This is a genomic window from Chryseobacterium sp. HNCC26DJ239 (assembly GCF_057180445.1).
This window is the reverse complement of sequence record NZ_JBXUGJ010000007.1, coordinates 137,457-157,258: the sequence shown is the minus strand read 5'-3', so window position 1 is coordinate 157,258 and position 19,802 is coordinate 137,457. Positions and strand designations below refer to the sequence as shown.

The 19,802-nt window shown below is 35.9% G+C and carries 14 protein-coding genes; 1 reads left to right on the top strand and 13 read right to left on the bottom strand.

All coding sequences use genetic code 11. From position 1 onward, the window contains the following. Positions 1–55: 55 nt before the first annotated feature. The 11 genes from AC2A1D_RS15825 to AC2A1D_RS15775 form a co-directional block, all read right to left on the bottom strand. The gene (locus AC2A1D_RS15825; RefSeq protein ID WP_484044544.1) at positions 56–2,686 is read right to left on the bottom strand and encodes a T9SS-dependent M36 family metallopeptidase; all 2,631 of its coding nucleotides are present in this window, start codon (positions 2,684–2,686) and stop codon (positions 56–58) included. 203 nt (positions 2,687–2,889) lie between these two features. Next, positions 2,890–4,680 (bottom strand): 30S ribosomal protein S1, encoded by a 1,791-nt coding sequence (gene rpsA, locus AC2A1D_RS15820; RefSeq protein ID WP_484044543.1) that lies wholly within the window; start codon positions 4,678–4,680, stop codon positions 2,890–2,892. 242 nt (positions 4,681–4,922) lie between these two features. Continuing rightward, positions 4,923–5,753 carry a hypothetical protein gene (locus AC2A1D_RS15815; protein WP_484044542.1) on the bottom strand — a complete coding sequence of 277 codons (831 nt, stop codon included), beginning with the start codon at positions 5,751–5,753 and terminating at the stop codon, positions 4,923–4,925. A gap of 18 nt (positions 5,754–5,771) precedes the next feature. Next, positions 5,772–6,611, bottom strand: coding sequence for a hypothetical protein (locus AC2A1D_RS15810; RefSeq protein WP_484044541.1), 840 nt, complete (start codon positions 6,609–6,611; stop codon positions 5,772–5,774). Between the two features lie 13 nt (positions 6,612–6,624). Beyond that, positions 6,625–7,431 (bottom strand): hypothetical protein, encoded by an 807-nt coding sequence (locus AC2A1D_RS15805; RefSeq protein WP_484044540.1) that lies wholly within the window; start codon positions 7,429–7,431, stop codon positions 6,625–6,627. Positions 7,432–7,597: 166 nt separating this feature from the next. Next, positions 7,598–8,317 (bottom strand): 23S rRNA pseudouridine(2604) synthase RluF, encoded by a 720-nt coding sequence (gene rluF / locus AC2A1D_RS15800; protein ID WP_484044539.1) that lies wholly within the window; start codon positions 8,315–8,317, stop codon positions 7,598–7,600. Continuing rightward, entirely contained in the window at positions 8,317–8,889 is a 573-nt protein-coding gene (locus AC2A1D_RS15795; RefSeq protein ID WP_484044538.1) for a hypothetical protein, read from the bottom strand. The genes rluF and AC2A1D_RS15795 overlap by 1 nt, the downstream gene beginning before the upstream one ends. Beyond that, on the bottom strand, positions 8,889–9,587 hold the full coding sequence (gene truB / locus AC2A1D_RS15790; protein ID WP_484044537.1) for a tRNA pseudouridine(55) synthase TruB: 699 nt from the start codon (positions 9,585–9,587) through the stop codon (positions 8,889–8,891). Before truB ends, AC2A1D_RS15795 begins: the two co-directional genes overlap by 1 nt. A gap of 224 nt (positions 9,588–9,811) precedes the next feature. Beyond that, positions 9,812–10,630 (bottom strand): undecaprenyl-diphosphate phosphatase, encoded by an 819-nt coding sequence (locus AC2A1D_RS15785; RefSeq protein WP_484044536.1) that lies wholly within the window; start codon positions 10,628–10,630, stop codon positions 9,812–9,814. A 92-nt stretch (positions 10,631–10,722) separates the two neighbouring features. Continuing rightward, positions 10,723–11,019, bottom strand: coding sequence for a DUF3098 domain-containing protein (locus AC2A1D_RS15780; RefSeq protein ID WP_484044535.1), 297 nt, complete (start codon positions 11,017–11,019; stop codon positions 10,723–10,725). Positions 11,020–11,027: 8 nt separating this feature from the next. Next, positions 11,028–11,927, bottom strand: coding sequence for a cell division protein FtsX (locus tag AC2A1D_RS15775; RefSeq protein ID WP_484044534.1), 900 nt, complete (start codon positions 11,925–11,927; stop codon positions 11,028–11,030). Between the two features lie 90 nt (positions 11,928–12,017). On the opposite strand from AC2A1D_RS15775, the gene rsmA reads away from it, so the two are divergent. After that, positions 12,018–12,779, top strand: a complete 762-nt coding sequence (rsmA, locus tag AC2A1D_RS15770; RefSeq protein ID WP_484044533.1) for a 16S rRNA (adenine(1518)-N(6)/adenine(1519)-N(6))-dimethyltransferase RsmA — start codon at positions 12,018–12,020, stop codon at positions 12,777–12,779. Between the two features lie 77 nt (positions 12,780–12,856). Here rsmA and AC2A1D_RS15765 read toward each other — a convergent pair whose 3' ends face one another. Both AC2A1D_RS15765 and AC2A1D_RS15760 read right to left on the bottom strand, forming a co-directional pair. Further along, on the bottom strand, positions 12,857–15,205 hold the full coding sequence (locus AC2A1D_RS15765) for a choice-of-anchor L domain-containing protein (RefSeq protein ID WP_484044532.1): 2,349 nt from the start codon (positions 15,203–15,205) through the stop codon (positions 12,857–12,859). 106 nt (positions 15,206–15,311) lie between these two features. Beyond that, complete coding sequence (locus AC2A1D_RS15760) at positions 15,312–19,652, bottom strand: choice-of-anchor L domain-containing protein (RefSeq protein ID WP_484044531.1); 4,341 nt, start codon at positions 19,650–19,652, stop codon at positions 15,312–15,314. Positions 19,653–19,802: the final 150 nt, after the last annotated feature.

The window sequence follows — 19,802 nt, the reverse complement described above, 5'->3', positions numbered from 1 at the left end:
AGAAATAAAAAAGGATCAGCAATGCCGATCCTTTAAAAATTATTTTTAAGGTATTTTATTTCTTAATCAATAGTTTTGAAGAAGTGTCAATTCCTAATCCTTTTACTTTAACGATATAAGTTCCGTTAATTAAATTAGTCGTATTAATAGCTTTTTTCTCGTCAGCAGATACCTTGTATTCAGAAGCTACCAATTTTCCGCTCATATCAAAAATCTCAACATTTACTTTACCCATAGTATTCTTAGGGAAATTGATGTAAAATTCATTTTTAGCAGGATTTGGATAGATAGAAATCGTATTAGATTTTACATCTTTCACTTCATCGGTAGACAATACACATTCAGTAGGAACTGTGAAATCTTCAAACTGATCATTAATATCTGTATTACTACCTCCATTTGCATAAATCCCAAGCCCTCTGGCAGCGAATACTCTCCAAATCATACATTTGTCTTCACCATTAGTCGTAGCCATTTCTGCTTGTAAAATAGCAGTTCTACCATTAATAAAGTTTGGATTACAAACTTGCAACTTAAGAGCATCGGTCACTAGTTTAAGAACCCTTGCACTACCAGTGGTTGTACTTGAAGTAACGTCAGAAGCGTATCCATATTTTTCAACATATTTCCAGTGAAGATCCCACAACATCGTAGCCCATACAAAACCGATTGAGTGTACATCCGGCACTACAAATCCATTTGCATTAGTATATTCCATTCCATTGGTACTACCGTAAGTAAAACCATTAACAGCAAAATTTGGTGAATATTTTGCTGGACGAATACCTCCGCCAGTACTTCCTTCACCATTTACATATGTTGCCATTCCTCTTGGAACAGAAGCAGTAGCGCCTGGTTGATTAGTAAGCATTAAAGCAAAGAAATCTGACCAGCCTTCTCCCATCTGTTCTTTTGTAGTTGCAGACTGAAGACAAGTATATCCATTTCCTGTTAATCGGTTAGAAATACCGTGACCATATTCGTGTATTACAACACCATTATCGAAACTTCCATCTGGAGTGACAGCTAAAGCAGGATCATTTTTAAGAGTTACATTTACTGTTGTACCTGCTGTCATTAATCCTTTTATATATTCCCCTTCAGTATTCCCTATTAAAACAGCTGGAATGGTAATTGTAGCATCTGTTCCAGACATATTACCAACTGTGTCTCCGTTTGTAGCATTATTATAAATAATAACAGCTGTTGCTCCGGCTAATTGTGCATTCTTTACTTTTACCGTAAAATTACACGTACCTCTTTCTACAATACCAATTTTATTCGTGAGTGATCCGGCAGGAATTGTTGTACAGCCATCAAGTACACTAGATAATTGTACATTCCCTGTAACTCCAGTAGCTGTAAGAGTAGGGCCAAAAGTAGTATTTACACCCGCAATTGGCTGTCTTGGAACTGCGGCAGTTGGTGCATTATAGAAAAATATTCTATTTGAGGTAGACCACAAATACATTTGCATCCTAGGCTTTGACCCATCAGCAGGAGTAGAGAAATTAGCGTTATTCAAATTAGTATTTGGAGCAGGAATTTGTGAACCATCTTGTGATTCAGCATTTACATAATCGTTTCCAACTCCACCTAAATTAAAATTTGTTTGCTGAAAGTTTCTTGATACCTCTGTAAATCCAAATTTATAAAAAACATCATGTACTTTATTATTTACGTAAAACAAATTGGTCGTGGCCGCATCTTGTTGAGTAGCAGGTGCTGCATTTATATTAAAAGGAAAATTAAAATTTCGAGAAGCGCCACCATCAGGCGATGCCCCTACAGTATTTGTATTCATCAAATCCAAATATGCATGAACATTATTTCCTCTTGTTATTGTATAATGTGTTGTACCGTCATAATGCCAACCTTCCGGCGAAGAAGCTACAATCCAAGGATTTGAAACCAACGCTCTAGAACCAAATGTTGGAGCCTCTACAGGGAAAGGAAAAATATTATACGATGCAGGATCCGGAACTAAGAGATTAAAAGAACTTTCGGTAGATGTACCCAACAAAGGTCCAACAAACTTCTCTTCAGCTGAGTGATCATGACTATATGCTCCCGGAAGAAATGTACATGAAAGATTTAGATCTTGTTTAGATAAAACAGCTCCGTTATTAGCATCAACAATAAAGTTCCAAAGGCTTGCAGATTTTGGATCTTGAACTGTTACTTGATAGCCTAATTTTAAATTATCTTCATGGTTAATGTACAGTAGATTTTGCTTTACAAATTTGCTATTATCTAAATCTTTGTCTAATGGCTTTAGAATAGTAAAGTTTTTAACCTCTTCATTACCTAAATTAGCAGATACTACATTAAGAGCTGCTTGTGGGGTAAGTGATGGAGTATTTGAGGTTGATAAATTATAGTTTTTAATAAAAGTATCATTAAAAAACATAACCTTTCCATCTCTCACTAAAGCTGAACCAACTGCATTAATAATTGGTAAACCTTTGTATAATTGCTGAAATTTAACAACATCACCATTCATAGACTCTGAATGATCCACAACATCCACTGCTAGATCTGTAAGATCTGCTTTTTTATACTCACGAATCGTATTCTGTGAAATATAATTACCTAAGAGCTGCTTATAGTCCTGTCCATACGCATTTGATATTGCGCTGAAGGATAAAGTTACAGCAAATAAAAGAGGTAGAGTTAGCTTTTTCATATCGATTATTAAAGCGCCAAATTTACAAATAATTATCAATTAATAATCACTTTTAATTTAAAATTAACATCTTTCTTAACACGCTTTTTATTAACTCATTAATAATAGAAATCTTTTTTAATTTTGTATTAATTAACAAGGTTCTACAAAACAAAAAAAACCACTCCGAAGAGTGGCTTTATAATTGGAAAATTGGGCTGAGATTATTTACCTCCTTCCATTTTCTTTTTCAATTCTGCTAATGCATCGATATCTCCAAGAGTTGATCTTTCTTCGTTGTTTGAAGAAGAAACAACATTTCTAGATGAGTTTTCTCTTACATTCTTTTTCTCTTCGTCTCTGAAGATACCTGTGTGAGATACTACTACTCTCTTGAATTCTTTGTTGAATTCGATTACTTTGAACTCAGCAGTTTCACCTTTCTTGATTTTAGATCCGTCTTCCTTCTCTAATAATCTTGATGGGCAGAATGCTTCAACTTCAGCATCTTCGAACTGTACAGAAGCTCCTTTATCGTGAACTTCTACTGCAGAACCTGTGTGAACAGTTCCTTCAGCATATTTAGTTTCGAATTTATCCCATGGATTTTCTGTTAATTGTTTGTGACCTAGAGACAATCTTCTAGCTTGGATGTCTAGTTCTAGAACTACAACATCTAATTTATCACCAACTGCACAGAATTCAGATGGATGCTTGATTTTCTTAGTCCAAGAAAGATCAGAGATATAGATAAGACCATCGATACCTTCTTCCAATTCTACGAATACACCGAAGTTTGTAAAGTTTCTTACAGTTCCAACGTGTTGAGAACCTACTGGATACTTAGCTTCGATATTTTCCCATGGATCTTTAGATAATTGTTTCATACCTAAAGAGATTTTTCTGTCTTCTCTGTCTAAAGTAAGTACTTCAGCTTCCACTTCGTCACCTACTTTTACAAAGTCACCTGCAGATCTCAAGTGAGTAGACCAAGACATTTCAGAAACGTGGATCAATCCTTCTACACCTGGAGCAATTTCTACGAATGCACCATAGTCAGCAAGAACAACTACTTTTCCTTTTACTTTGTCTCCAACTTTCAAGTCAGCAGAAAGAGCATCCCAAGGATGAGCTTCTAATTGCTTCATACCCAATTGGATTCTAGTTTTCTCATCATCAAAATCAAGGATTACAACTTTTACAGTTTGTCCGTCCTCAAGGATTTCAGATGGGTGGTTTACTCTAGACCAAGAAAGATCTGTGATGTGGATTAATCCATCAACACCTCCTAAGTCGATGAATACACCGTAAGAAGTAATATTCTTAACTGTACCTTCAAGAACTTGTCCTTTCTCTAATTGAGCGATGATTTCTTTTTTCTGACCTTCGATATCTGCTTCGATCAATGCTTTGTGAGATACCACTACGTTTTTGAACTCAGGGTTGATTTTCACAACTTTGAACTCCATAGTTTTACCTACGAATTGATCGTAATCTTTAATTGGCTTAACGTCAATTTGAGAACCAGGTAAGAATGCTTCGATACCGTGTACGTCTACGATCATACCACCTTTAGTTCTAGATTTCACAAAACCGTTTACGATTTCACCTGTTTCGTGAAGTTCGTTTACTTTATCCCAAGCTTTAAGAGTTCTAGCTTTTTTGTGAGATAATTGTAATTGTCCTGTTTTGTCTTCTCTTCTGTCTACCATTACTTCAACTTCGTCTCCTACTTTAAGACCTTGGTTGTAACGGAATTCGTTTAGAGAAATTACACCTTCAGATTTGAAGTTGATGTCTACGATAGCTTCTTTATCAGTTAATCTTACAACTTTACCAACTAAAACGTCGTTATCGTCTAGGTTGTTTAAAGATCCGTTGTAGATTTCTTCTAAATCGCTTTTTTCTTTTCTCGCATCTGCATCAAGACCTGATTCGAAAGAATCCCAATCAAATTGTTCTGGTGCTACGTTTTGGTTTAATAAAACCTCTGCTGAATTTGTCTCTTTTGACATTTTCTAAAAAATTTGTATTCCTTCTTTTTTAATGGTCTAAATAAATGCGGTTTTAAAAAATACGGAAGTAATTAATTATTAATATTTTACTCTTTCAGACCTGTCCACAAAAAGTGACTGCAAAAATACAAAAAAAAATTAAATTTTTATATACAATTTAACATCTATAAAATGGTTGAATTTTTAGACAAAAAAAACAGAACCATTTGCATGGCTCTGTCCAAAAAAAAGAAAAATAAAAATCAATTCAAAGATTCCACAATTGTGGTGTTGAGAATGATTTTAGACATGAAATTGCTCATATTATCACACAAAGGATTTCCTGAGCTACTATTGTGTGCAACACCTCCATAATATATACTTTGCGTGGATGTGTTTGAGGTTGAAGAAATGTTTTTCGCCATTACTTTTATGGTATGGCTCCCTAATGATAAATTATTTACTAAGCCATTAAGTATAAATTTGTGCCAAGAGCAAGTAAAATTTTCTGCAGTTTTATGATATTTTCTTGTCACCACAAGTTTATCATCAACAAAAATTCCTATTGCATATTCATAAAACTCATTGGTTGTTTTATCAATTTGAGTCATTCCTTCCACAGTGAAGGCAAAAGAATTGTTTACTCTTGTAAATGTTCTTGATTCATTAATTCCCAAAGAAGTCCAACCTGTGGTTCCCGTACCCAAAGTAATAGCACCAGGAGAATATCCTGTAATTATAATATTTCCCGGAGAGACTGCGCTCGCAATGGTTATTATATCAAGTTTTGCAGCTACCTGTTCTTTATTGAGTGTTGCAAGCCATTTTCCAGATTCAAAATTAACCAGAGACTGTGGCAAAGTAGCACTTGTATTGGTATTAAAAACTATATATCCGTTTTGAGGACTTGGAACGGTAAGAATATCTGTATTAGAAGCCAAAGCAACTCTTGGATACAGTAAACCTTTGTCGTTTGAATCTAATTTTAAAATCGCACTATTATCCACAACTGGCGTTGCCACTTTATCACTTATTACCACCTGCGATAAAAATAAGGTAGGCATAAAAATGATTGCATAAATTAAAACTTTCATATTTGCGTTGTATGTGTTTTAGTATTGAAGAGGTTGACTGAGTAAAACAATTGCACTTATTGCTGCTTCATCATTAGAAATTGTTGTACACGAAGCTGATTTCTGCCCATAATTCATCATTGTTGGAGTACTTCCTGATCTATTCATTACAGCAAGTTGAATAGTATGATTGCCTACTGATAAATTTTCTTTAAACCCAGTAATGGTAAATTCTTGAAAAGAACATGTAGTATCCGTAACCAAGGTTGCTGCTTTTACCATTACCAATTCATTATCGATAAAAATCCCGAGAGCAAAATTTCTATTTTCTGAGGTTGATCCTGTATTATTCTGCTGCACCATACCTGTGAAGGTAATTAATACACTATTTACCGATCTATCAACGGTAATCGTAAATGGTGTACTTTCTGGAATCTGCAACCAAGGCGAGGCAAGCGAGGCTCCCAATACAAAAGGAGCTAAACTTCCTGTATCTGCATTATTCACATTGGTGGCAACTCCTGAAGGATAAATGCGAGAATAATATTTAGTCATCCCCAACAAAAGATTAATATTAGAATCATTAAAATAATGCGTCCACGAAGTACCATCCCAATAACACATTCCAACACCTCCCGGAAAATTTGCATTGGTATTATAAACCAATAGAGAAACAGCGGGTGCACTATTTAGAAAACTATAATCTGAAATATTATTTTCATTAAGAGAAACCTTTGGAATCATCACTGCCTTATTGGTAGAAACAAGGTCTAATAAAGCCGAATTATCTGGTGTTGCTGTACCTATTCCCACATTAGAATTCTGCCCAAACATACATCCTGCGATGAGAAGTGCAAAAGTCATTACAATTTTTTTCATAAAACGAATGGTGCTAAGATTTTTCAGTAACTTTTAAAAACATATGCATCTTGGTCATATCTGTATTGGTTGTACTCGCCAAAGAGCCACCAAAGCGCCACTGTGTGGACGAAGAATAATCATTCGCGCGCATAGAAACATAGGTTTTAATAGAATGCGTTCCCACAGAAAGATTTTTAAAAAGTGTATTGATTGAGAAAAAATCGTATTGATTACTTCTCGCGTATCTCACAGAATAATTTCTTACACTTACCAAGACACCATCTAAAAAAACACCTATTGCGTAAGTATATGTCTTTGAAAGATCTACGTTATTATTATTTGCCTGTACCATCCCCTCATTAATCACAAATACGGTATTATTTGCTTGCGTAATGGTAATATCTTTTGACATTCCCGGAACGGTAGTCCAAACTGTACCTGGAAGAGAATTCTCAGCATAATTGAGCGCACCTTGAATGGTATTAATATCTACAACCGAAGTATTAGAAACTCTATACGTTTGAGTAATACCTAATAAAGAAGATACATTTTTAGAATCTACCAACTCACTCCACTTGCTTCCATCCCAATAATTAAAGCCTTTTTTACCAGAATAATTATTATACGCCACTAGACCTACCGCAGGATTGGTAACAGGAATTGGCGAGTTTGCATTAGGAATGGTAAGATTGGGAATTAAAATCCCTTTGTTTGTAGAATTTACTTTCAGAAGTAAGTTACTCTCAACAGAAGTGGTGCCTATCCCAATTTGAGAGTAAGTTTGAATGGAGGCCGTTAGAAAACAACCCATCATCCAACACGATAATCTTTTTTTCATGTCTAAAATATTTGTGTTTGCGTTTGTTAATATTTTCAACCAACTTGCGCTTACAAATATATTTTATTTAGACAAATGATAAAATATTATAGAAAATATAAATCAAAAACGATTTAAAAACTAAATAATTAAACAAAAAAAATAGCTTTAAATTTAAAATTTAAAGCTATTCAGTTTTTATAGAAGCTTCAAGTGAAGTGTTCAAAATTTCTAATTCTTCTTTTGTGATATCTCTCCATTTTCCGACAGGAATATCAAGTTTCAAATTCATAATTCGAATACGTTTTAATTTTTTCACTTCATAACCTAAATATTCACACATTCTTCTAATCTGTCTATTTAAACCTTGAGTAAGAACAATTCGGAAATGCATATCGTCTATTTTTTCTACTTCACACTTCTTTGTAACCGTATCAAGAATAGGAACACCATTTCTCATTTTCTCTAAAAACCTAGGATTAATGGGCTTATCGACACGTACTATGTATTCTTTTTCGTGATTATTTTTAGACCTTAGAATCTTATTTACGATATCTCCGTCGCTGGTTAGGATAATTAACCCTTCACTTGGCTTATCAAGTCTTCCTACAGGAAAAATTCTTTTGGGATGATTGATAAAATCAATGATATTATTCTTTTCTCTGTGAGAATCTGTGGTACAAACAATACCAATTGGCTTGTTAAAAACGATATAAACATGGCTTTCCTGTGGCTCACGGATCGGTTTTCCGTCAACTTCCACCAAATCTTCATCTGAAACTTTAGTACCTAATTCAGGAATTACTCCATTAATAGTGATTCTTCCTTCTTCTAATAATTTGTCTGCCGCTCTTCTTGAGCAGTAGCCAACTTCAGAAAGATATTTATTGATGCGCGTCTTTTCCATTAGTCGATTCCTTCTATGGTGTAATTTTTATTGCTGAAAACGGTGATTCCGTAACTTAACCCTACAAAAAACGGATTAATCCCTCCAAATTTATATCCTTCAAAAAAAATCCCTCCTTCTTGGCTCAATCTTTTTGAATAAGAAATTTGAAGTCCAAATCTAGCGCCCCAAAACTCTGAATTTGAAACGGCTGAATTATTAATTTGCTTACCATAATTCAAATCGATATAAAATGCCTCATCACCGGGACCGAAAATAATTTTTGGCTGAATAACCCAATACACAAGATGAAAATTATCTTTTATGTAACTGTACTTCAAACCCGTTCCAAGTGCAAAGTTAGGAAGAAAATTATATCCTCCCACCGCAGTAATTCCATAAGTAAATCTGCGCAAAGGCTGTGGTTCTATGTACTGCGTGTTATTAATAACTTCTTGTTCTTTTTTCAAGTTAAAACCTGCATTAATAGAAGGATTAAAATAAAAACCCATGATTGGTTTCTCATCTGGATTTACCTGCGAAAAAGCAACACAAGACATTGCTAAAAAGCAAAAAATAAATATTTTTTTCATTATAAATTTTCGAATCTGTATTCGTTATCTAAATAATCTGAAGTAGCATCTTCTACATTATACTCCCCGATTTTTGTTCTGCGTAACTGTGTAAGATACGCTCCTACTCCCAATTCTTGCCCAATATCGTGTGCAAGACTACGGATATAAGTACCTTTTGAGCAACCTACCATAAAACTTATCAAAGGAAGATTAATTTCTACATCTTTTATATAATGAATGGTTGTTTTTCTAGACTTCATTTCTACTTCTTCACCTGCTCTTGCCAAATCATAGGCTCTTTGACCATCAATTTTTATCGCTGAAAAAACAGGTGGCTTCTGTTCGATTTCTCCTAAAAATTTTTCTAAAGCTTGGTGTACTTTTTCTTCGGTGATGGCTGAAATATCTTGCGGTAAAATTTCCGGCTTTTCAGTGTCGTAAGATTCTGTTTGAACGCCGATTTTTATTTCTGTCCAATACTCCTTTGGCGCATCTTGAATTTCAGGGATTTTCTTGGTGAATTTCCCTGTACACACAATAAGCAAACCTGTTGCTCGTGGATCTAGAGTTCCGGCGTGCCCAATTTTAAATTTCTTTGGAAGCCCAAATTCTCTTTTGAGTTTGTACTTCATTTTGTTTACCGCCTGAAAGGAAGTCCAATCGAGTGGTTTATCTAGTAAAAATATATGTCCGGATTGTAGTTGTTCGTCAGTCATGATGATGAGTAATGAGTAATTGGTAATGCTATAAACTTAAATCGGGTTAAAAAACTTCAAGTTGTACTTATACTACTTTGCAGCCCGGCCTGAGTGGAGCTCTTTTTGCCGCAGCAAAGCGGAGGCAAAAAAGCGGGAATACTTCGACAAGCTCAGCATAAATTACAGACGGAAATAGCTGCCCAAGAAAATATAAGTAATGAGTAATTGGTAATGATAAATGATTATTTGAAAAAATAAAAGTAAATCAGCAAAGCAATTCCGACAAAAATACGATACCAACCCCAAGGTTTGAAACCATATTTATTTAAAACACCAATAAAAGCTTTGATTGCAATTAATGCCGTGATAAATGCCACTACATTCCCAACTACGAAGACTAAAATATGTTCTTGAGAAGAAAGAATCATTTCATAACCTTTCATTGGAGTTGCAGTTTCTTTTCCCCAAGTTTTTACAAAAACTGAATATACAGTCACCGCCAACATGGTAGGAACTGCCAAGAAAAACGAAAATTCTGCAGCAGCTTTTCTGGTTAAACCTTGCGTCATCCCACCAATAATAGATGCAGCACTTCTACTCGTTCCCGGCATCATCGCAAGACATTGCCAAAAACCAATAGCAACTGCTTTTTTAATGGAAATTCCTTTTTCATCATCAATTTTAGGATTTTTAAACCATTGGTCTGCAAACAAAAGCACGACTCCACCCAAAACTAAAACGGAAGAAATTGCAATTTGATTTCCTAGAACCGCTTCAATCATATCATCAAAAATATATCCCAAAACCAATGCAGGAATTACCGCAAAAGCAAGTTTATAATAAAACTTAATATTTTGAAAGTCGAAAAACTTCTTCCAATACGCTACAACCACCGATAAAATTGCTCCAAACTGAATAGAAACCTGGAACATTTTTAAGAATTCGTCTTCTTTAAGCCCCATAATATTGGCTGTAAAGCCCATATGAGCTGTGGAAGAAATTGGAAGATATTCGGTAAGACCTTCTACGATAGCAATGATAATTGCCTTTAGTAAATCCATGTGATTTTTTTAATAGGATGTGAGAATACAAAAAAGCAAAAGATTCAAATGAATATTCAAATCTTTTGTTTTATTATTTTGCTGATAAATCTTTATTTTCTTTTTAAGATTGCATACACTTCAATTGCAAAACCAATCACAATAAAAAGTGGCGCCAATCTAATTCTGCGGAATGAGAAAATATCATCATTCCATACATTGGGATCAAATTTACCATCCACGGTATTTGCATCTGCTCCCATCATCAGAAGAAAACCAACTACTATGAAAGCAATACCAATAAGCATCCACTTATAATTTTGCGCTCCAAAATAGAATGTATTTTCTTGCGGTTTTTCGTTTTCTTTTCCGAAGTCGGATGCCGAAAACTTGGTTGTTTTTTTGCTCATCTATTTATTTATGAATAATATAAATCGTCTACGTTGGTTCTTAAGAATCTCCAAGTCGCAATTACTGTACTTACCACGGTGATAAAAATACCAACAAATAACACTAAAAGCACTAGCGTAAAATAATTACTGGTGTCTTGCACAAAAGACTGCCCAATTGTGTCGGTAAAGTAATACCAAACCCCAAAAAGCGCAACTAGCCCCAAAGCAGAACCAACAGCTCCCAAAACCAAAGCTTCTAGTACAAAAGGCTTCAGAATGAATCTTCTCTTTGCTCCTACCAACTGCATGGTTTTAATAATGAATCTTTTAGAGAATATTTTAAGTCTTATGGAATTATTAATTAAAACAATTGCAAGAACCAGAAAAAGAAGAGAAAACCCTAAAATCCATTTTAAAATTCTGCTCAAATTGTTGTAAACCTCTACCATTAAGCTGCTGTCGTTTTTTACATCAACAATACCCGGAACGGTTTTTATAACTTTTATTGCTTCTTCAATTTTTAAAGGATCTACATATTCTGGCTTCAAAGAAATCTCTACCGATGAAGGGAAAATATTTTCTTCGAAAAGAGCATCGCTATCGATCCCCATACTTTTTTTAGCTTCTTCTGCAGCTTTTTCTCGTGAGATGTAAATTGCTTTTTTTACCGGAGTTAATGACTGAATCTGCTTAAAAGCTTCCGCCTCTAGTTTGGCAATCTTTGCAGAATCTTTTGCATCGTAGTTTTGATCGTAGTACGCATTTACCACCAACTGCTCTTTAATATAGTCTGAATATTTTTGGGCATTAATCAAGATAAGCCCCATTAAACCCATTAAAAACAATACCAAAGCAATACTTACAACTACCGTAATATTACTAGACCTAAGTCTCTTTTTATTAAATTCATCTACAGTTCTTGCCATTAAGAATAAAATTTTTGGCTAAAATAGAAAAAATCTTCCGAAATTTGAGGCGAAAAATAGATTTTCACTGTTAACAAAATCATAAATACTTTGAGTGTAAGAGCAAAAAAACATCTTGGCCAACACTTTCTTACGGATGAAAATATCGCAAGAAAAATTGTGGAGGGCCTAAGTTTCGAGAACTACAAAAACATTATGGAAGTAGGTCCCGGAATGGGCGTACTTACAAAATACCTTTTGGAAAAAGAACAAAATATCTACCTTGCTGAGATCGATAAAGAGTCTATAGAATATCTAAAACAAAACTATTCTAAAACCAATGAAGACACTTTTGTAGGAGATTTTCTAAAGCAGGATTTTGCCTTTTTAAACGGCGAAGAAATTGCCATTATAGGAAATTTCCCTTATAATATTTCTTCGCAGATTCTTTTTCAGATTGTAGATCACTACGAATTGATCCCAGAAATGGTAGGAATGTTCCAAAAAGAGGTTGCTGAAAGAACTGCTGCTGTGCCGCGTACAAAAGACTATGGGATACTTTCTGTGTTAATACAGGCTTATTATGATGTAAGCTATCTTTTCACAGTACACGAAAACGTTTTCAACCCGCCACCAAAAGTAAAATCTGGAGTAATACGACTGGTTAGAAACCCTAAAGAAGGTCTTACAGGAAACGAGGTTTTATTTAAGCAAATCGTAAAAGCTGGTTTCAACCAAAGAAGAAAAAAACTTTCTAATGCGTTAAAAGTTTTAAATATTCCTGAAGCTTTAAAAACACATGAGTTTTTAGATAAAAGAGCAGAAGAATTGAGTGTTGCAGACTTCATCAACTTCACAAAACTCTGGAAATAAAATCTTTAGATCATTCTAACAACAAAAAAAACCTTCAGGCTATTTCCTGAAGGTTTTTTTTATTATTAGAACGTTAGTTATTCTCTGTTTTTCAGCATAATCCAACCTGAAGTACTCATCTGAGTTTTAGTTTTACTGTATTCAAAATTAAATTTGTACCAGTAAGTTCCCGTCGGTAGTTTCTTACCTCCTACTGTACCGTTCCAAATTGGCGTTTCTTTAGTAAATCTAAACATTTCTGCTCCGTATCTATCGTAGATAGATCCTTGGAAGTTCTTAAAGCTGCCCAAAGAAGTAAGATCAATCACATCATTTACCCCATCCTGATTCGGTGTAATTACGTTACTAATATGGAAAGTAAAGAACTCTAATGTACCAACACAAGTTGTACCCTTTGTTCTTACATATAAAGTATAATTGGCGTTATCTAAAAGATTAGGGAAAACATTAGAATCTTGCCAAGTTTGCCCATCTATAGAATATTCCGCACTCATCGGAATATTATTCATATTCGGAATCGTTGCATTCGCTGTAATCGTATTGTTTTCGTAATTAATATTGGTAAAGAAAGGAGTTGCTGCAGCGTGTACTTTTACTTCAAAAGTTTTTGCACAAATTCCATTATCAATAGTTACCGAATAAATCCCAATCTGGTTTACAGTGATGGTTTGCGTTGTTGCACCAGTACTCCAAACATAGGTGTAATTTGTACCTGCACCGGCATCCAAAACCATAGTATCACCAATACACATTTCAACATCTTTTAGAGGTGATGTAATAGCAGGAACAACCTCTACAGTAAATGTAGCAGGGACCAATGATGGACATCCTAAACTTCCTACCGCATATACTTGAAACGTCTGAGTTTGATTTAAAGTAACTGTTTGTGTATTACCCGTTCCTGGGAAATTAACCCAATCATAAGTAACACCTCCTGAAGCCGTAAGCGTAATTGTCTCTCCCGGGCAAACCCTAACTCTCGTTGAAGTAAGTTGCGCAACAGGTCTATTTTCTTTTGCCAAAGTAAGTTCCACTACTTTTCGGCAATAATCTTCATTATATACAACAGCGTAAATAACCTGTCCATTTGCACCATTAAAATTCAACGGAGTCTGAATATAGTTATTATTAAACGCCATCGCATCTGCCTGATTTACGTACCATCTAAAATGAGCACCTACCGTAGGACTTATTAAAGGTATTGAATTACTCAAATCAAATGTTGTAATATCTGGTGTTGCACAGAGACGTAAAGTTGCATCTTGAGCAAGAGGCGTTGAACCTCCATGAATAGTTACAGAAGCTGTTCCTGGACATGGATTTCCAGGTAAGGTAACCTCAATGGTATATGTTCCAGGGTTTATCGCTGTAATTGATGTGGTAGTTGCACCTGGAATTGCTGTTCCATTATAGAACCATTGATAATTTAAGTTCGGGCTATTAACAGAAGCATTGATAACCGTTGGCGCCAAATCACAAACGTTTATATCTGATGGAATTACCGCACCACTTGGATCTTGTAATTCTACGCCAATATTAAACGAACCTCCTTCTAGAAAAACTGCAGAATCATAAGAACTATCTGTTGCATCTGCAATAACCATTTTAAAATGATAAGCAACACCCGCCGTAACAGTAGCAGTAGCTTCTAGAGGAATTGTTCTCCCGTTGAAATTAGTCTCCGTTGGCCCAGTATTATACCCTCCAAAATAGGTAGCATTTACTGCTGCGCAAGATCCCGCAATGGCCGGGTGAATATTTGTAACACTTACAGGTCCCGCTCCCGCTGGTAAAACCGCCATATTTTGATATGGAGCTGTACTTCCCACAGGTCTTAACAACAAAGCAAATGAATCTGAATAATTACAAGGGAAACCTCCTGTGTACTCTTCAGAAGCCATTAAATAATTAAATTTAATTTGACTTGTTGTAGGAACAAAATCAAATTCTAAAATAACGGCATCGTTAAGAGAGCCTGAAGGATTTGTGGCAGCCACCAAATCTGGATCACTTCCTGTCGGTAAATCGTCACCAACAACTCCAGTCACAACAGTGTTTCCAGCATTTCTTACGTAACCTGTTTGTAAAATAATTCCATCTTTAAATGGAAAATTGGTTGTCCCACGATGAAAGTACCCCCAAGATCTATTTTGATCTGTAACGGGTAAATTAGGACTTACCGTCACATTAGAGATATTCGGTACAAAGCAAGAGCCCGGTCCTGAAGACACAAGCACATCTCTTACAAGCTGTAACGGCGTATAAGCTGATTCCGGATAACTTGCAGCGTTAACATCAATGAAAACTCCCGCCTTCTTTGATGCTTCTGAAATCACTTCTTTCTGAGGCTTTCTTGGCTCGATTTTTTGAGCACTAAGCCCACAAGCCAGAAAACTGCCGATTAAAAACAGTAGATTTTTCGTCATATAATTTTTCCTTTCAACAAATTTAATTTTTTTTTAAATAAACCACACCAAAAAGAATTTATTTTAACAAAAAAAATAACCTTTCTTTTGAAAGGTTATTAAATATCTAGTTTCTATTCTTTACCAAGATCCATCCATTGCGTAATTCAATCTTTTTACTTACTGGGTTTTCCCACTGTACTTTGTACCAATAGCTTCCTGTTGGGATATTCATTCCTCGTAGAGTTCCATCCCAGATTAGATTATTTTTAGATGCACGGAAAATTTCTGCCCCGTAGCGATCAAACACAGAAGCCGAGAAGTTATTATATCCTGAAATTCCAGAGAAATCAACCCCCTCATTTATTCCATCACGATTCGGAGTAATTGCATTTACTACAACAAAAGTAAAAAACTCTGTTGTATTGCTACATTCGGCATTTTGATTTCTAACTCTAAGAGTATAGCTTAAATTATCAGAAACATTATAGAATATATTAGAAGTTTGCCAATTTAAACCATTATCGATAGAATACTCTAAAACAGAATTGTTAGGATTCGATGCAAAAATCGTTAAAACATGATCAGCATAAGTAACGTTTGTAAACTGTGGCAATGCAGGATTTAACAATTGAGCAGTATATACTTTCGTACAAGTTCCGTTACTAATTGTTACGGTATAAGTTCCTGTTACAGCTGTAGAAATGGTTTGCGTTGTTGCCCCCGTACTCCAAATATAAGTATAATTAGGACCTGAACCTGCATCAAGAGTTCCCTCGTCTCCTGCACAAACATACACATCCTGTAAATTTGAAGTAATTGCTGGTACAACCTGGATAGTTACTGTTGCCGCAATATTGTTGGTACAGCCATTGCCCCCCAAAGCGTAAACTTGATACGTAGTTGTCGTTGTAGGTGAAACAACTTGTGTATTTCCATTTCCTGTAAGACCAACCCAATTATAAGTAACACCACCACTTGCAGTAAGAGTTACAGATTCTCCTGCACAAATTTTTGTTTTTGAAGCAACTAACGCTGCTGTTGGCGGACCTACAATAATTGTAATAGTTGCTGGCTGAGTAGATACACATCCATTTGCACCAACTGCAGCCACTGTATATGATGTCGTTACGGTTGGGGAAACGACTTGTGTATTTCCATTTCCTGGAAGGCCTGTCCAATTATATGTTGCACCTCCAGAAGCAGTAAGAGTTACCGATTCTCCTGGACAAATTTGCGGAACATTCGCTGTAACTATAGTTGTAGGAGCAACCGTATTTACCGTAACAGTTGTATTCGCAGTGTACGTACACACTAAATTGCCTGGTTGATTGGTATTAGTAACCGTTAAAGTATAGGTTCCTGCCGCATTCACTACAGGATTTAAAGTTGTTCCTCCCGATACAATATTACCTCCACCAGTTGTAGTCCAAACAACTGTTGATCCCGTCGGAATTGTTGATGCAGAAGCATTTAATGTAATCTGTGGCGTTGTACAAGTAATCGTTGCAGGTGCTGCAATATTAAGCGTTGTTACAGCTGTCATATTAAGCTGCAATGAAACCACATACGAACAAGCACCATTTACCACCCTCACATAAACAGTCTGATTTCCTGGACTCGAGAATGTTGTAGGTGTTGCAATAGTATTAGTATTTCCTGCATTGGCATCAGCTTGATTAACATAGTACGAAAATGTAACTCCAGAAGCCGAAGTAATTTGCGTTTGCGCTTGCGTCAAATCATAAACCGCCCCGCTCGGCGAGTAACATGCTAAAAGACTTGCATTCTGAACGGTAATTGGTTGTGTAACTACAATCGTAATTGTTGCTGGCGCCGATGATTGGCATCCATTTGCACTAATTGCCGTAACAGAATACGTTGTAGTTGTGGTAGGATTTACTGTTTGAGTATTTCCAGTCCCTGGAAGTGTGCCCCAATTATAAGTAGCGCCACCACCTGCAGTTAAAACCACTGATTCACCAGAACAAATTTGAACTTTTGAAGCAGTAAGAGTAGTTGCAGGAGCTGTTGTATTCGCTATTACAGTAACGTTCGAAGTGAAAGTACATGTTAAGTTTCCTGGCTGTGTTGTATTAGCAACCGTTAAAGTATATGTTCCCGCCGCATTCACTACTGGCGATAGCGTTGTTCCTCCCGAAACGATGTTACCACCACCCGAAGCTGTCCATGTAATTGTAGATCCTGCTGGAACCGTTGATGAAGATGCATTTAAAGTAATCTGAGGAGTTGTACAGGTAATTGTTGCAGGAGCTGCAATATTAAGTGTTGTAACCGGAGTCATATTAAGCTGAAGCGTTACAACATAAGTACAAGCTCCATTTTTTACCTGAACATACACAGTTTGATTTCCAGGGCTTGAATAAGCTGTTGGATTCGCAATAGTATTTGTGTTACCTGCATTTGCATCAGCTTGATTTACATAATATGCAAAAGTAGCTCCGGCAGCTGTTGTAATTTGAGATTGTGCTGAAGTTAAATTATAAACTGCACCAGTAGGAGAATAACAATTTAAAAGTGTTGCATTCTGAACAGTAATAGGCTGCGTAACTTCTATCGTTATGGTTGCAGGAGCTGAAGAACAACCATTAGCTCCAACAGCAACTACAGAATAGGTCGTTGTTGTTGTAGGACTCACTGTTTGGGTACTTCCCGTTCCAGGAAGAGTTCCCCAATTATAGGTAGAACCTCCACCGGCAGTTAACGTAACAGATTCGCCAGAACAAATCTGAACTTTAGATGCTGCAAGTGTTGCAGTAGGTGCATTACTATTTCCTGTTACAGTAACTGTTGCTGTCCCTGTACAGTTTAAATTTCCAGGTTGATAGGTATTAGAAATTGTAAGAGTATAAGTTCCAGGTGCGTTAATAACCGGATTTAATGTATTTGCACCAGAAACTATATTTCCACCAACTGTTGTCCAAGCAAAAGTTGCACCTGTTGAGTAAACAGAAGCACTCGCATCAAGAGTAATTTGAGGAGTCGTACACGTAAGAGCTGGTGGAGCAACAATAGAAGCTGTTATTTGTGGAGCTTTTACAAGTTGCAATTGAGCTACTTTAGAACAGAAACCATTTTTAACTAATACATATATTGTTTGACCACCTACACTTGAATATGCGGTAGGATTGGCAATCGTATTTGTATTTCCCGCATTTGCGTCCGCTAGATTTTGGTAGTAAGAATACGTAACTCCTGGCGTCGAACTTATTGCCGACTGAGCGGCCGTTAAATCATAAATTGCATTTCCCGAAGTGTAACAAGCGGTTAAGGTTGCATTTTGAACAGTAGGCGAAGTTCCTCCAACTATTGTAACAGAAGCTGTTCCCGGACATGAACTCCCCGGAAACATCACCACTACTTGATAAACACCAGGCTGAGTTGCCGTGTATGTTGCATTGATCGCTCCTGGAATTGCCACATTATTTAGATACCACTGATAAGTAGCGCTTGTTGATTGCACCGATGCTGTAAAAGTTTGCGGAGCATTATCACAAACATTAATTGATGACGGCAACTGGACACCATTCGGCCCTTGAATTTGAACCCCAATATCAAAAGATCCCGCTTCTAAAAATACTCCTGAATCATATGCTGAATCTTGATAATCTGCCAAAACCATTTTAATATGATAAGCCTGTCCTGCAACAACATTCGCTGTAGCAGTCATAGGAACCGTTCTTCCACTAAAATTAGTTTCAATGTTTGCCGTATTTTGTCCTCCGAAATATTGAGCATTCTTTGGTCCACAAGCATAGGTACTGGGAATTATATTAGTAACACTCACCGGTCCTGCTCCACCAGGTAACACAGCAAGATTGGTATAAGTAGTTCCACCCACAGGTTTTAACAACAAAGCAAAACCATCAGTTATACTACAAGGGAAATTACCCTCATATTCTTCAGAGGCAAAAATATACCTAAAAGAAATTTGATTAGCTGTTGGAACAAAATCAAATTCAATAAAAGATGCATCTTTCAAAACTGTAGGAGATAAGTTTAAAGCATCCGCAAGATCAGCATCACCTTGAACTGAAAGCACATCACTTAACTGCCCTGCTTGAAAATTATTACCTGTTTTTCTTGCATGCCCTGTTGATAGTACAATTCCATTAGTAAATGGAAAATTTGTGGTACCTTTATGAAAATACCCCCAACTTCTCGCCTGATCAGTAGCTGAAAGATTGGGAGACACAACGACATTACTTATATTTGGAGTAGCACAAGTAGAGTTTCCTGCAATTAATACATTAGTGACCAACTGTGTAATACTATATGATGATTGCGGATAAGATGGTGCATTTACGTCAATAAACGCTCCTACCTTCATCGTTTCTGATGTAGGCTGCTTTAAAACCTGCTTAGTTCTATTCTGTGAAAACAAAACATTTGTAGATAATAATATAGATAAAGCCAAAAATAGATTTCTTGTACTTTGTAAGACCATTTTTTTAGATTATTTACAACAAAAATAGCATTTTTTTTTAAGCCATTTAGTTTATATGAATTTTAGTTTATCATTATTACAAATAAACGACCTGTAACAACATTGATAAAAACAAAAAAGCCGACCTAAAAAAAGTCGACTTGGAAAAAA

Coding starts and splice junctions, on each gene's coding strand:
- AC2A1D_RS15825 (WP_484044544.1), bottom strand. CDS start 2,686: ATGAAAAAGCTAACTCTACCTCTTTTATTTGCTGTAACTTTATCCTTC.
- rpsA (WP_484044543.1), bottom strand. CDS start 4,680: ATGTCAAAAGAGACAAATTCAGCAGAGGTTTTATTAAACCAAAACGTA.
- AC2A1D_RS15815 (WP_484044542.1), bottom strand. CDS start 5,753: ATGAAAGTTTTAATTTATGCAATCATTTTTATGCCTACCTTATTTTTA.
- AC2A1D_RS15810 (WP_484044541.1), bottom strand. CDS start 6,611: ATGAAAAAAATTGTAATGACTTTTGCACTTCTCATCGCAGGATGTATG.
- AC2A1D_RS15805 (WP_484044540.1), bottom strand. CDS start 7,431: ATGAAAAAAAGATTATCGTGTTGGATGATGGGTTGTTTTCTAACGGCC.
- rluF (WP_484044539.1), bottom strand. CDS start 8,317: ATGGAAAAGACGCGCATCAATAAATATCTTTCTGAAGTTGGCTACTGC.
- AC2A1D_RS15795 (WP_484044538.1), bottom strand. CDS start 8,889: ATGAAAAAAATATTTATTTTTTGCTTTTTAGCAATGTCTTGTGTTGCT.
- truB (WP_484044537.1), bottom strand. CDS start 9,587: ATGACTGACGAACAACTACAATCCGGACATATATTTTTACTAGATAAA.
- AC2A1D_RS15785 (WP_484044536.1), bottom strand. CDS start 10,630: ATGGATTTACTAAAGGCAATTATCATTGCTATCGTAGAAGGTCTTACC.
- AC2A1D_RS15780 (WP_484044535.1), bottom strand. CDS start 11,019: ATGAGCAAAAAAACAACCAAGTTTTCGGCATCCGACTTCGGAAAAGAA.
- AC2A1D_RS15775 (WP_484044534.1), bottom strand. CDS start 11,927: ATGGCAAGAACTGTAGATGAATTTAATAAAAAGAGACTTAGGTCTAGT.
- AC2A1D_RS15765 (WP_484044532.1), bottom strand. CDS start 15,205: ATGACGAAAAATCTACTGTTTTTAATCGGCAGTTTTCTGGCTTGTGGG.
- AC2A1D_RS15760 (WP_484044531.1), bottom strand. CDS start 19,652: ATGGTCTTACAAAGTACAAGAAATCTATTTTTGGCTTTATCTATATTA.